General features: G+C 68.8%; 12 protein-coding genes. 5 read left to right on the forward strand and 7 right to left on the reverse strand.

Going from position 1 to position 12,940, the window contains the following annotated elements; translation table 11 throughout:
• Positions 1 to 14 precede the first annotated feature (14 nt).
• Complete coding sequence (locus WA944_RS11940) at positions 15 to 1,886, forward strand: propionyl-CoA synthetase (RefSeq protein WP_526374629.1); 1,872 nt, start codon at positions 15 to 17, stop codon at positions 1,884 to 1,886.
• Between the two features lie 78 nt (positions 1,887 to 1,964).
• Positions 1,965 to 2,423: a DUF4383 domain-containing protein gene (locus WA944_RS11945; RefSeq protein ID WP_526374631.1), complete on the forward strand. Its 459-nt coding sequence runs from the start codon at positions 1,965 to 1,967 to the stop codon at positions 2,421 to 2,423.
• 70 nt (positions 2,424 to 2,493) lie between these two features.
• Here the strand turns inward: WA944_RS11945 and WA944_RS11950 are convergent, their stop codons facing one another.
• The 7 genes from WA944_RS11950 to WA944_RS11980 form a co-directional block, all read right to left on the reverse strand.
• Complete coding sequence (locus WA944_RS11950) at positions 2,494 to 3,441, reverse strand: Ppx/GppA phosphatase family protein (RefSeq protein WP_526374633.1); 948 nt, start codon at positions 3,439 to 3,441, stop codon at positions 2,494 to 2,496.
• The gene (locus tag WA944_RS11955; protein WP_163894212.1) at positions 3,438 to 3,932 is read right to left on the reverse strand and encodes a DUF501 domain-containing protein; all 495 of its coding nucleotides are present in this window, start codon (positions 3,930 to 3,932) and stop codon (positions 3,438 to 3,440) included. Before WA944_RS11955 ends, WA944_RS11950 begins: the two co-directional genes overlap by 4 nt.
• The gene (locus WA944_RS11960) at positions 3,925 to 4,656 is read right to left on the reverse strand and encodes an FtsB family cell division protein (RefSeq protein ID WP_526646975.1); all 732 of its coding nucleotides are present in this window, start codon (positions 4,654 to 4,656) and stop codon (positions 3,925 to 3,927) included. The genes WA944_RS11955 and WA944_RS11960 overlap by 8 nt, the downstream gene beginning before the upstream one ends.
• A gap of 3 nt (positions 4,657 to 4,659) precedes the next feature.
• Positions 4,660 to 5,949, reverse strand: coding sequence for a phosphopyruvate hydratase (gene eno / locus WA944_RS11965; protein WP_526609354.1), 1,290 nt, complete (start codon positions 5,947 to 5,949; stop codon positions 4,660 to 4,662).
• 100 nt (positions 5,950 to 6,049) lie between these two features.
• The gene (locus WA944_RS11970; RefSeq protein ID WP_526370460.1) at positions 6,050 to 6,781 is read right to left on the reverse strand and encodes a lytic transglycosylase domain-containing protein; all 732 of its coding nucleotides are present in this window, start codon (positions 6,779 to 6,781) and stop codon (positions 6,050 to 6,052) included.
• A gap of 132 nt (positions 6,782 to 6,913) precedes the next feature.
• A complete protein-coding gene (locus WA944_RS11975; RefSeq protein WP_526370458.1) occupies positions 6,914 to 8,173 on the reverse strand; it encodes a Dyp-type peroxidase in 1,260 nt (419 codons plus the stop codon).
• A complete protein-coding gene (locus WA944_RS11980; RefSeq protein WP_526370456.1) occupies positions 8,170 to 9,102 on the reverse strand; it encodes an EfeM/EfeO family lipoprotein in 933 nt (310 codons plus the stop codon). Before WA944_RS11980 ends, WA944_RS11975 begins: the two co-directional genes overlap by 4 nt.
• 163 nt (positions 9,103 to 9,265) lie before the next feature.
• Between WA944_RS11980 and WA944_RS11985 the strand changes: the two genes are divergently transcribed.
• From WA944_RS11985 to WA944_RS11995, 3 genes are read left to right on the forward strand one after another with little or no spacing between them, the layout of a single operon-like run.
• Entirely contained in the window at positions 9,266 to 10,291 is a 1,026-nt protein-coding gene (locus WA944_RS11985) for an iron ABC transporter substrate-binding protein (protein ID WP_526370454.1), read from the forward strand.
• Between the two features lie 18 nt (positions 10,292 to 10,309).
• Positions 10,310 to 11,881, forward strand: coding sequence for an ABC transporter permease (locus WA944_RS11990; RefSeq protein WP_526370464.1), 1,572 nt, complete (start codon positions 10,310 to 10,312; stop codon positions 11,879 to 11,881).
• Entirely contained in the window at positions 11,878 to 12,927 is a 1,050-nt protein-coding gene (locus WA944_RS11995; RefSeq protein ID WP_526370452.1) for an ABC transporter ATP-binding protein, read from the forward strand. The genes WA944_RS11990 and WA944_RS11995 overlap by 4 nt, the downstream gene beginning before the upstream one ends.
• Positions 12,928 to 12,940 lie beyond the last annotated feature (13 nt).

The raw sequence follows: 12,940 nt of genomic DNA on the forward strand, positions 1-12,940 counted from the left end.
TTACCGTTCTGGGTATGCCCGGGTATCGCGACCTCTTCGACACCAGCATCAACGATCCCGCCGCCTTCTGGGCCGACGCGGCGACGGCCATCACCTGGACCAGAGACCCACAACGGATCCTGGACGACAGCCGCCCGCCGTTCTACCGCTGGTTTCCCGACGCCGAGCTCAACACCTGCGCCAACGCGCTCGATCGCCACGTCGACGGCGGCCGGGCCGACCAGCCCGCCCTGATCTACGACTCCGCGGTGACCGACACCAAGCGCACCTACACCTACGCCGAACTGCTCGACCAGACCGCACGGTTCGCCGGGGGGTTGCGGGCACTCGGGGTCGGCAAGGGCGACCGCGTGGTCATCTACATGCCGATGATCCCCGAGGCCGTCATCGCCATGCTTGCCTGCGCCCGGCTGGGTGCGGTGCATTCGGTGGTCTTCGGGGGCTTCGCGCCGCACGAACTGGCGGTACGCATCGACGACGTCCGGCCGACGGTGATCGTCTCCGCATCCTGCGGCATCGAACCGGCGCGGGTGCTGGAGTACAAGCCGATGCTCGACGCCGCGATTGCGATGGTGTCCCACCCGCCGAAGAACTGCGTTGTGGTGCAGCGGGACCGGTGCCGTTGCGACCTCGTCGAGGGACGTGACCTGGACTGGGACGAGGTGTTGGCGGACGCGACGCCCGCCGAGGCAGTGCCCGTCGCCGCCACCGACCCGCTCTACGTGCTCTACACCTCCGGGACCACCGGCAAACCGAAAGGCATCGTCCGCGACAACGGCGGGCACGCGGTCGCGCTGGCGTGGAGCATGCGCCACATCTACGACATCGCCGCCGGCGAGGTGTTCTGGGCGGCCTCCGACGTGGGCTGGGTGGTCGGCCACTCCTACATCGTCTATGCGCCGCTCCTGGTGGGCGCGACGACGGTGCTCTACGAAGGCAAGCCGGTCGGCACCCCCGACCCTGGCGCGTTCTGGCGGGTGGCGGCCGAGCACCGGGTGAAGGCACTGTTCACCGCGCCGACCGCGATCCGGGCCATCCGCAAGGAAGATCCCGACGGGCGTTACCTGGCCGGTTACGACCTGTCGGCGCTGAAGTACCTGTTCCTGGCCGGTGAGCGACTCGACCCCGACACCTACCACTGGGCCTCGGAAAAGCTCGGCATCCCGGTGATCGACCACTGGTGGCAGACCGAGACCGGGTGGCCGATCGCGGCCAACCCGATGGGCACCGAAGCGCTTCCGCTCAAGCCGGGTTCGCCCACCGTTCCGATGCCGGGCTACGACGTGCACATCCTGCATGACGACGGCAACGGATGCGACGTCGGCGAAGAGGGCGCCATCTGCATCCGGCTGCCGCTGCCGCCCGGAACCCTGCCCACGCTGTGGAACGCCGAGAACCGGTTCGAGGCCTCCTATCTGTCCGAGCACCCCGGCTACTACCTGACCGGCGACGGCGGCCACTTCGACGAGGACGGCTACCTGTTCGTGATGGGCCGCATCGACGACGTCATCAACGTGGCGGGCCACCGCCTGTCCACGGGGGCGATCGAGGAGGTACTCGCCACGCACCCGTCGGTGGCCGAATGCGCGGTCATCGGGGTCGTCGACGAGATCAAGGGGCAGGCGCCGCGGGGGCTCGTGGTCGTCAAAGCGGGGGCGCCGACAGACGGCCTCACCGATGAACTCGTCCGGATGGTGCGCGACGAGATCGGTGCGGTGGCTTCGTTCAAGCTCGTCGACGTCGTCCCGGCACTTCCGAAGACCCGATCGGGCAAGATCCTGCGTAAGACGATGCGCGGTATCGCCGCGGGCCGCGACGAGCCGGTGCCGTCGACCATCGAGGACCCCGCGGTGCTCGACACCCTCACGCCGATTCTGCGCACCTGAGCCAGGTTCACTTCCTGCCACGCCTGGGTACTTCCTCAGCACGCACGTCAATAACTTCGTGCGGGAGGAGGCGGCCAGATGTCTGCACCGAAGTACATGGCCGTCCAGGGCGCAGCCGTCATCGTGGCCACCGTGCTGGCAGCGGTCGGCGTGCTGGGCTTCATCCCGGGTGTGACGGCGAACGTGGACCAACTCACCTGGCTCGGGCAGCGTTCTGACGCCATGCTTTTCGGCGTCTTCGTGGTGTCGGCCCTGCAGAACATCCTCCACGTGGCCGTCGGCGCCGCCGGCTACTTCCTGGCCCGCTCGTATGCGGGTGCGCGGGCCTACCTGCTGGTCGGCGGGGCGGTCTACCTGGCGTTGTGGCTCTACGGGGTGCTCGTCGGACAGGGCAGTCGTGCCCGTGTGCTGCCCCTCAACGGCGCCGACCAGTGGCTGCACCTGGGACTCGGCGCGGTGATGGTGTTGCTGGCGGTCACACTGGCCGGGCAGCACGACCCGACAAAACGCCGGTCACGGGTGCGCACTGCGACCTAGATCAACAAACACACCCACGGAAGTGTCAGAAGAGCCCAAATTCCATCAGAAACCGTACGTTCGAGGACACTCACCCGATCGACAGTGCGATGCCGTCGAGGATGTCGTGCTCGCTGACCACCAATTCGTTGATGCCCGCCCGTTCGCGCAACGCGGCGGCCAGTTCCTGGACGACGATCGCTCCCCCGCCGATCACGTCGACGCGGCCCTCGTGCATCGGCCCGAGCACCGCCCGCTGCTGACGCGTCATCGACAGCAGCTCCGCGCAGACCGCCAGCAGATCGTCGAAGCCGACCCGGGACAGATGGATGGAGTCGGGATCGTAGGTGGTCATCCGGTGGGCAAGAGCGGCCAGCGTCGTCATGGTGCCGGCGACCCCCACCCAGGTGCGGGCCCGCTCGATCGGGACCAGGCGCAGCGCCTCGTCGAGGGCCTCGCGCACCACCGCTCGGGCGGCGGCGATCTCGCCTTCGGTGGGGGGATCGGAATGCAGGCAGCGTTCGGTGAGACGTACACACCCGACATCGGCCGAGTAGCCGGCCACCACCTCATCGGAGTCATCAGCACCCAGCACCACCTCGGTGGAACCGCCGCCGAGGTCGACGACCACGAAAGGTGCTTCAGTGGAATCCAATTCACCGACCGCACCGTGAAACGACAGCCCCGCTTCCTCGGCGCCGGTGATCACCTCGGCCACCGCACCGGGTACCACCGCGCCGAGCACGTCGGAGGTCATGGCGAAGAACGTGTCGCGGTTGGAGACGTCACGGGCCGCCGACGTCGCCACCATCCGGACGGCCCCGACGTCGTGGCGACGCATCAACTCGGCGTAGTCGACCAGCGCGCCGTGCGTGCGGGCCAGTGCATCGGGTGCGAACTCCCCGGTCGCGTCGACCCCCTGCCCGAGGCGCACGATCCGCATCTCGCGATGCACATCGGTCAGCCGACCGTCGGCTATGTCGGCGATGAGCAGCCGGATCGAGTTGGTTCCGCAGTCGACGGCGGCGACACGATTCATGTTGTCCAGCACTCCTTGTCCAGGATCCCGGCCATTCCGGGCTCCGCCGCCAGTATCGCCAACGCCTCGTCACCGAACGGGTTCACACCGGGCCCTTTCGCCAACGAATGGGCGATCACCACGTGCAGGCACTTCACCCGGTCCGGCATCCCGCCACCCGAGAACGTCGTCCCCAGAGATTCGATGGCATCACGTTCGGCCAGATAGGACTCGTGTGCCCGACGGTAGGCCGCGGCCAACTCAGGGTCCTGCGCCAGCCGGTCGGTCATGTCCCGCATCAACCCCGACGACTCGAGCCGGCTGGCCGCCGCCGTCAGAGCCGGGTGGGTCAGGTAGTACAGCGTCGGAAACGGAGTTCCGTCAGGCAGTTTCGGCGCGGTCTTGACCACCGCGGGTTCACCGTTGGGGCAGCGGTAGACGATCTCGAGTACGCCTCGGGGTTCGCGGCCCAGCTGGCGCGCGACGGCGTCGAGATCGGCGGACTCAACCACCGGGCGGGGGCGCATCGGGTGCGACGGGCTCGGGGGCGCCGGGCGCGCCGGGCGGGCTCGGGGGCGCCGTCGGCGGAACGCCCTGCGGCCCATCGGCGATGGTGTGCCACAACGCGGTATACCAGGGGTCGCCGCTGTTCACCTCGGCGAGCTCACCCGACGGAGCACTGGGTTGCGCGGCACCGGGCGGAAGCTGCACCTGGTACGGGATCTCGCCAGGCATCACGAAACCCAGCCGCTCCCGGGCCTGCGCGGCGATGAACACCGGATCGGCAAGTTTTTCCTTCTGCTCCTCGAGCTCGGCGATCTGTTCGCGCAGTTGGGCTTCGGACGCCTGGAGTTGCTTCATCTCGGTGCGCTGGGCGAAGTACGTCCGCACCGGTCCGGCGATCGTCAGGGTCAGCACGCACACCACGGCCGCCAGGATGGCGGCGCGGCGCGCGGCCGAACCGAACCTCTGCTCGGAGGCCCGCTCCGCGGCGGCCGCGATCGATTCCCGGATAGAATCCCCCGCCTCGAGGCTGTCGGGAGCCCCAGAAAGCTCGGCGACCTGCTTGCCCGGCCGCGGCTCGGTGGTGCGAACGTCGCGGCGCGGCGATGCGCTGGCCCGCGGCTTGGCCCGCCCGCCGTCACCGGACTTGCCCGGCCGGGACGCCGGAGCCTTTTTGCTCCTGGCGTCCCCCGAGCTCCGCCGTCGCGGATCGGGCCGTTTCGCTTCGGGCACGGGCTATTTGGTCTCCACATTGAATCGCGGGAACGCCAGGTCACCGGCGTACCGGGCGGCGTCGCCGAGCTCCTCCTCGATGCGCAGCAACTGGTTGTACTTGGCGACCCGCTCGCTGCGGGCCGGCGCGCCGGTCTTGATCTGGCCGCTGCCGACCGCCACCGCCAGATCGGCGATGGTGGTGTCCTCGGTCTCGCCGCTGCGATGGCTCATCATCGTGCGGTAGCCGCTGTTGTGGGCCAGCGCCACCGCGTCCAGCGTCTCGGTCAGGGTGCCGATCTGGTTCACCTTCACCAGCAGGGCATTGGCGGCGCCGCGCTCGATACCGTCCTCGAGACGTTCGGGGTTGGTGACGAACAGGTCGTCACCGACGATCTGCACCTTGTCGCCGATCGTGTTGGTCAGGGTCACCCAGCCGTCCCAGTCGTCTTCCGACAGCGGATCCTCGATGGACACCAGCGGGTAGGCGTTCAGCAGCTCCTCGTAGAAGGCGGCCATCTGCTCGGCGCTGCGGGTCTGCTTCTCGAACGAGTAGCCGGTGCCCTCGGTGTGGAACTCGGTGGCCGCCACATCGAGCGCGAGCGCCACGTCGGCACCGATCTTGAGCCCGGCGGCCTCGATCGCCGTGCCGATCAGGTCCAGGGCCGCACTGGTCCCGGGCAGATCCGGGGCAAAGCCGCCCTCGTCGCCGAGGCCTGTCGCCAGACCCTGCTTCTTCAGCACCGACTTGAGCGCGTGGTAGACCTCGGCGCCCCAGCGCAGCGCCTCCTTGAAGCTCGGCGCGCCGATCGGGGCGATCATGAACTCCTGAACGTCGACACCGGTGTCGGCGTGCGCGCCGCCGTTGATGATGTTCATCATCGGCACCGGCAGGATGTGCGCGTTGGGTCCGCCGATGTAGCGGAACAGCGGCAGCTCGGCCGATTGCGCCGCGGCCTTGGCCACCGCCAGCGAGACGCCGAGGATCGCGTTGGCGCCCAGCCGCGACTTGTCGGGGGTGCCGTCCAGGTCCAGCAGCGCCTGATCGACCAGACGTTGCTCGTCGGCGCCCAGCCCGATCACCGCCGGGGCGATCTCGTCGAGCACCGCCTCGACGGCCTTCTCCACGCCCTTGCCGAGGTAGCGGGACCCGCCGTCGCGCAGCTCGACCGCCTCGTGCTCTCCGGTGGAGGCTCCCGACGGGACCGCGGCGCGCGCAACGGTGCCGTCCAGCAGGCCCACCTCGACCTCGACTGTCGGGTTCCCCCGGGAATCGAGGATCTCGCGGGCTCCGACCTGCTCGATGATGGGCACTGTGGTCTCCTTGGTCTCTGGGCGAAAACGGGCTCTCGAAAAGGCAACTCTCGAAAAGACTCGGTCTTGAGCCTAGAGCGTGTGCGGTCGGCTGGTGCGCTCAGAGTGAATGTCCATCGGCGTAGGCAGTCGCCCAGTCCCGGACGGTCCGGGCGTACTGGTCGGAGTAGTTGTAGGCACGCAGCGCCTCCATCCAGCCGCGAGGTGTGGCCAGGTCCTTGCCCCGCCAGCACAGATAGCCCGCCGCCGACAGCGCCGCATCGTCGATGTTGTCCGCGCTGACGTCGCCGTCGTTGTTCGCGTCGACCCCGTAGAGGCGCCACGTCTCCGGGATGAACTGCATCGGCCCCATCGCGCGGGCAAAGGACTCGTCGCCGTCGTGGCTCACCGCCTCGTTGTCCAGGATCTCGAGGTTGCCGCCGGTCCCGTCCAGTAGGACGCCCCGGATCGGCGGGGAGATGTCGCCGTTGGCGGCGATGTTCGCGCCCCGGTAGGTGCCGTGGTGGCTCTCCACCTGACCGATGCCCGCCAGCGTCGTCCACGACAGGTGACAGTCGGGGTTCTCCACCTCGGCCACCCGGGCGGCGTAGGCGTACGCCTCCAGCGCCGTGACCGGAATTCCCAGCCCTGGCGCCCGCTCGGCGGCCCAGGAGTGCAGCTGATCGGCGGGCCGACCGGCGGCCGAGGTGTCGATCTGCGGCACCGCGTCACCGGGAGGCGGCGGCACCCCCTCCGGGATGGGGGTGCCGAGCTGCCACGAACAGCTGGAAGCCAGGAGCAGCGCTGTCGCGCCGATCACGGCCATCGCCTGTAGCCAACGCACCCGCGTCACCGGACTCCTCAACCCACTGTGGTCACCGTCCATGCTGCCACGCGTGCGCGGACATCGGTCTGACCCCGGGGTCGGTTTCGGGTGTTCATTTGCTGACGCCGCAGCCGGCGCCGCCGGACAGGCACCGTCGGATCAGCTCACCAGCGCTTCGCCCAGGAACCGGTCTGGCCCCTCCACCCCCGGCAGGGCGAAGAAGAACCCGCCTCCGACCGGCATGATGTACTCCTCCAGCGGTTCGCCGGTGAGGCGGCTCTGCACCGCCAGGAAGCCGCGCTCCAGGCTGCGCTGATAGGAGACGAACGCCAGGCCCTGATCCAGCCGGCCGGCGCCGTCGAAACTGCGCACATACGAGAACCCACGGCGCAGGATCAGGCTGTCCTCGGTTTCGGCAGTGCGTGGATTGGCCAGCCGGATGTGAGCATCGAGCCGAATGCGGTCACCGTCGGGATCCTCGGCGTAGTCGGGCTCGGCGAACTCGTCGGTCATCCCCAACGGGGCACCGCTGATCTTCTCGCGACCGAAGATCTGCTCCTGCTCGACAAGTCTGGTGCGGTCCCAGAACTCGACGAACATCCGGATGATCCGCACCGCCTGATAGGAGCCACCCACCGCCCAGTCGGGTTCACCGTCCTCAGGCCCGACCCAGACGTAGCGGTCCATCAGGGCCTGATCCTCGCTGTCCAGGTTGGCCGTTCCGTCCTTGAAGCCCAACAGGTTTCGCGGAGTAGCGGCATGTGATGCCACCCCCGCCCCGCGGGCGTAGCCGTCCATCATCCAGTGCAGCACCAGGTGCCGGCGGGTGCGTCGCATCAACTGGCGCAGCGCGAACTGCAGCGTGTCGATGTGCCCGGCCTCCATCGTCAGTAGCAGGTCACCGTGGGAGAGCTTGGGGTCGAGCCGGTCATTGGCCAGAAACGGCATCTGCACCAGCTCTTTGGGCTTGCGGTCGGCGAGCCCGAAGCGGCCGTCGAACAAGGACGCTCCGACGCTGACCACCACCGACAGATCGTCCGGCGGCGGTTCTTCACCCAGGATCCCCGAGTCGACCGGCGGATAGGCCGGTCCGAGCTGCTCGGGCGGGCGACCCGCCATCAGCGCGCGGATCTCGTCTGTGAGCTCGGCCAGCGTGTCGGCGAGGCGTTCCCTGCTGTCCGCGATGACGGTGAAGGCCGCCATCAGCCCCTGCATGGGAACGGGGATCGCGGTGATCCCCGCCTGGTGCGGGCCTTCGAACTGCACGTAGCGCGGGTCCGGAGGGCCCGCCACCGGCTCACCCTCCGGCGACGAACACCCGGCGATCGCCGCGCCGGCACCAACCGTCGCACCGGCGCCCAGGGCCCCGGTGACAAAATTGCGGCGGCTGATGCCGGATCGCGGAGACTGCTTGGTCACTGCAGGTTCAGTACCCCGGCGACCTGCGAGAGGTTCTCCGAGAGCCCGGCCAGCTGGGCCTTGAGCGTGTCGATGGTCTGCTGGTCGACCGTGACCTCAGGGCAGCGCGGCGACGGGTACTGGTCGTTCTCGGTGCAGTACAACACCCATCCGTCCCCTTGGCGCAGCGGGGCCAGCGTCGCGAAGATCTCCGAGAATCCGGCCTCGATCTTGCCCAGCAGAGCGGGGTCGGCCTCGACCAGCGCTGGTGACAGCCGGTTGACTGCGGCCTCCGAACCCTGCAGGTTGGCCTGGAAGTCCCACAGGTCGGTCTTGGCATAGCGGTTCTCTTCACCGGTGATCTTGCCCTCGGAGACCTCTTCGATCAGCTCCGCGGCCCCGACGGAAACATCTGACGGCGTCACCTCCAGCGTCGGCATCTGCTCGTTGAGGGTGGCGATGTCGGCGTCGAGCTGGTCGGCGAACGCCGCACCGCCGTCGGTGGTGTTCTGTTCGAACAGCAGGTACTCCAGCCGGTGCCACCCGGTGAACGCCGGGTCGTCGACGCCGGCGAAGTCGTCGACCCGGGCATCGACGAGGCCGTCGATCTCCTCGACCAGTCCGGCCAACGGCTCGATTCGCTCCCACGGCTCGCGTGACGGCGCGTACGCCGCCTGGGCTGCCTGCAGATCGCCGGCCCGAACGGCGTCGGTGAACGTCTTGACCACCGTCACCAGCTGGTTCGTCTGGTCGACGGCATACGCCTGGTATTCCTCGGCGGCCTGGGTGAGCAGCGGGCCCGCCGGGGCTGCCGCCGATGTGCTGGTCTCACTGGTCTCGCTCGCGGTGCCGGTCTCGGTCGTCGCGGTGTCGGTGCCGGAGCTGGAACAGCCGGCAAGCGCCAGCCCCAGCGCCAGTGCCGAGATCGGCAGGGCAGAAAGCCGCCTCATGTAGAACCTCCTTGGTCGGGTCGAAAGGCAGGCTAACCGGCTTTTGTCGCTGAGGATAGCCACACCTTCGTAAAGGTGACCTTAGTCCGTGGAGCAGGTCCGCCCGCTTAGGCTAGGGTTCGCTAATAGCGTCTGGACACGGCGCGGGAAGGACGTGGCCCGCATGCACACACGGTGGAGTCGAATCGTCAGGCGGATAGGCGCTGTCGTGACCCTCACCGCAGCACTCGGCACGGCGGCGTGCTCGGGTTCCGGCCAGAGCGACGAGCTTCTGATCTACAGCGCGCAGCACGAGTCGCTGACCAAGGAGTGGATCGAGGCCTTCACCGCGGAAACGGGCATCCCGGTCACCTATCGGCAAGGCGGTGACACCGAGATGGGCAACCAGCTGGTTGCCGAGGGTGATGCCTCGCCCGCGGATGTGTTCCTGACCGAGAACTCCCCCGCCATGGCCGCCGTCGAGCGGGCGGGCCTGTTCGCCGACATCAGCCCCGCCATCGCCGGCCAGGTCCCCGAGCAATACCGGCCGTCCAGCGGCAAGTGGACCGGCGTCGCCGCCCGCGCCACGGTGTTCGCCTACAACACCGACATGCTCACCCCCGAACAGCTGCCCGCCTCGCTGCTGGACCTGCAGCAGCCGGAGTGGCAAGGCCGGTGGGCCGCACCTCCGGCCAAGGCCGACTTCCAGGCCATCGTCGCCGCCCTGCTGCAGCTCGAAGGCCCCGAGGTCACCCAGCAGTGGCTGGAGGGCATGAAAACCAACGCCCAGGTCTCTGACAACAACATCACCACCCTCAAGGCCGTCAACAGCGGCGAAGTGGCCGGCGGGGTGATCTACCACTACTACTGGTTCCGCGATCAGGCGGAAACCAAGGAGATCAGCGGCAACACCGAACTGCACTACTTCCGCAACCAGGATCCGGGCGCTTTTGTGGGCACCTCCGGTGCCGGGGTACTCGCCTCGAGCGACAAGCAGGATCAGGCGCAGCAATTCCTGCAGTTCGTCACCAGCGAGGCCGGACAGGACATCCTGCGCACCGGCACCTCGTTCGAATATCCGGTGGCCAGCGACGTCGCCGCCAACCCGGCCCTGGTCCCGCTGGCCGAACTGCAGGCCCCGGCCGTCGACCCGTCCACCCTCGATGCGCAGGCCGTGTCGGACATGATGACGAAGGACGGTTTGCTGTAGGTGGCCGCTCCGGCCGCCGTGCAGGACCTCGAGTCGGGGTCGCAGCGCTCCCCGGCCCGCTCGGGGCCGCCACACCGACCCGGTCCGTTGGTGGCCGTCACCGTCTCGGTCCTGGTGGCTGCCACCTTCATCCCACTCGGCTACGTGGGCTGGGCATTCGTCACGACCGGATGGGATCAGGCCTACGCGCTGATCGTGCGGCCACACGTCGGCGAGCTACTGGTCAACACCGTGGCGTTGGTGGTGCTGACCGTGCCGCTGTGCCTCGTCGTCGGCGTGGGTGCCGCCTGGCTGGTTGAGCGCACCGACGTCCCGGGACGCCCGTTGTGGCGGCCGCTGTTCGTCACGCCGCTGGCGGTGCCCGCGTTCGTCAACAGCTACGCGTGGCTGGGGATCGTGCCGTCGCTGCACGGGCTGGGCGCCGGCGTGCTGGTCACCACGCTGTCCTACTTCCCGTTCGTGTACCTGCCCGCAGCGGCGGCGTTGCGTCGGCTGGACCCCGCGGTCGAGGAGTCGGCTCGCGCGCTGGGATCCAGTTCGACCGGGGTGTTCTTCCGGGTGGCGCTCCCGCAGCTGCGCCTGGCGATACTGGGCGGGGCGTTGCTCATCGGTCTGCATCTGCTCGCCGAGTACGGCGCGTTCGTGATGCTGCGCTTCGAGACCTTCACCACCGCAATCTTTCAGCAGTTCCAGGCGACGTTCGACGGCCCGGCCGGCAGCATGCTCGCCGGAGTGCTGGTGTTGTGCTGTCTGGTGCTGCTGGTCGCCGAGGCAGGCGCGCGGGGCAACGCCCGGATGGCGCGGATCGGCAGCGGCGCCGCCCGCGATATCGTGGCGCTTCGCCTGGGCCGCAACCGGTTTCCCGCGTTGACTGCTCTGGTCGTGCTCGCCGCGCTGGCCTTGGGGGTTCCGCTGTGGACGTTGTTGCGCTGGCTGTGGATCGGCGGCGCCGACGTGTGGGAGCTCGCCCCGATCAGTCATGCGCTCACCCAGACGATCGGGCTGGCCACGGTCGCGGCGCTGGCAGCGACGGTGCTGGCGTTCCCGGTGGCCTGGGTGGCGGTGCGCTCCCAGGGAGTCCTGGCCCGCACGGTGGAGGGCGCGAATTACGTGACAAGTTCACTGCCCGGCATCGTCACAGCATTGGCACTGGTGACGGTGACCATCCGGGTGGCGCCTCCGCTCTACCAGACCGTGGTGGTGGTGGTCTGCGCATACGTGCTGATGTTCCTGCCTCGTGCCTTGGTCAGCGTGCGCGCCGGGCTGGCGCAGGTGCCGATCGGGCTCGAGGAGGCTTCCCGATCGCTGGGAGCGCCGCCGTGGATGACGTTCCTGCGGGTGACGCTGCGACTGACCGCACCGGCCGCGGCCGCCGGGGCGTCGCTGGTGTTCGTGGCCGTGGCAACGGAACTGACCGCGACGCTGCTGCTGGCGCCGACGGGCACCCGCACCCTGGCGATGGGCTTCTGGGCCTTGTCCAGTGAGTTGGATTACGCCGCCGCCGCACCCTATGCGTTGGTCATGGTCGTGCTGGCCATGCCGGTGACGATGGTGCTGTTCCGCCAGTCCACCAAGGCGGCGGCCGGATGAGCGCGAAGGTGCAGGTGCGCGGACTCACGAAGTCCTTCGGCGGCACCACGGTGCTCGACGGCATCGACCTGGACTTGCCGCCGGGCAGCGCCACCGCCATCGTCGGCGCCTCCGGGTGCGGCAAGACCACGCTGCTGCGCCTGATCGCAGGATTCGAAACACCGGATTCTGGAAGTGTTTCCATCTCCGGCCAGCAGATGTCCGGCCCGGCCGTGTTCGTACCCGCCCACCGGCGCGCGGTCGGCTACGTCGCCCAGGACGGTGCCCTGTTCCCGCACCTCACGGTCGGCCAGAACATCGCCTACGGCCTGCCCGCCACCCGCCGCGGTGCCGCGACCCGCCGGCGAGTCGCCGAGCTGCTGGAAACGGTTGCGTTGGAACCGTCCTACGCGTCGCGCGGACCCCACCAACTGTCCGGCGGGCAGCAGCAGCGGGTGGCGCTGGCCCGCGCCCTGGCCCGTCGACCGAAGCTGATGCTGCTCGACGAACCGTTCAGCTCGCTCGACGCCGGGCTTCGCGCGTCCACCCGCAAGGCCGTCGCGCACCTGCTCGCCACCGCCGGCGTCACGACACTCGTGGTGACCCACGACCAAGAGGAGACGATGTCGATCGCCGACCAGATCGCGGTGATGCGTCACGGCCGGTTCACCCAGCTCGGCAGTCCGCGCGAGGTCTATCGCTATCCCGTCGACCGGTTCACCGCCGAGTTCCTCGGCGAGTGTGTCTTCCTGCCGTGCACCGTGTCCGGCGGTGTGGCGTCTTGTGCGCTGGGCCGGGTGCCCGTCGACTCTGCGGTCGAAAACGGAGCCGGCACCCTGATGCTGCGACCAGAACAGCTGATCGCCACCGAGGTCGCCGACGGTGAGCGCCAGACCGGCATCGGCACCGTAGCCGCGACCGAGTTCCTGGGCCATGATGTGCTGCTCACCATCGACCCCGGCGGTGACGTCGCCCCGATCACCGTGCGCCAGCACAGCATCGAACCACCCGCGGTGGACGCCAAGGTCCACATCGACGTGATCGGCGGCGGTGTGGTGTTCCGCTGACGGGACTCATCGA

This window comes from Mycobacterium sp. (assembly GCF_049683355.1).
Lineage (GTDB): Bacteria > Actinomycetota > Actinomycetes > Mycobacteriales > Mycobacteriaceae > Mycobacterium.

Excerpts from the sequence above, each read along its gene's own strand:
- WA944_RS11940 (WP_526374629.1), top strand. The coding sequence starts at position 15 with ATGCCCGGGTATCGCGACCTCTTCGACACCAGCATCAACGATCCCGCC.
- WA944_RS11950 (WP_526374633.1), bottom strand. The coding sequence starts at position 3,441 with ATGAATCGTGTCGCCGCCGTCGACTGCGGAACCAACTCGATCCGGCTG.
- WA944_RS11945 (WP_526374631.1), top strand. The coding sequence starts at position 1,965 with ATGTCTGCACCGAAGTACATGGCCGTCCAGGGCGCAGCCGTCATCGTG.
- WA944_RS11985 (WP_526370454.1), top strand. The coding sequence starts at position 9,266 with ATGCACACACGGTGGAGTCGAATCGTCAGGCGGATAGGCGCTGTCGTG.
- WA944_RS11995 (WP_526370452.1), top strand. The coding sequence starts at position 11,878 with ATGAGCGCGAAGGTGCAGGTGCGCGGACTCACGAAGTCCTTCGGCGGC.
- WA944_RS11980 (WP_526370456.1), bottom strand. The coding sequence starts at position 9,102 with ATGAGGCGGCTTTCTGCCCTGCCGATCTCGGCACTGGCGCTGGGGCTG.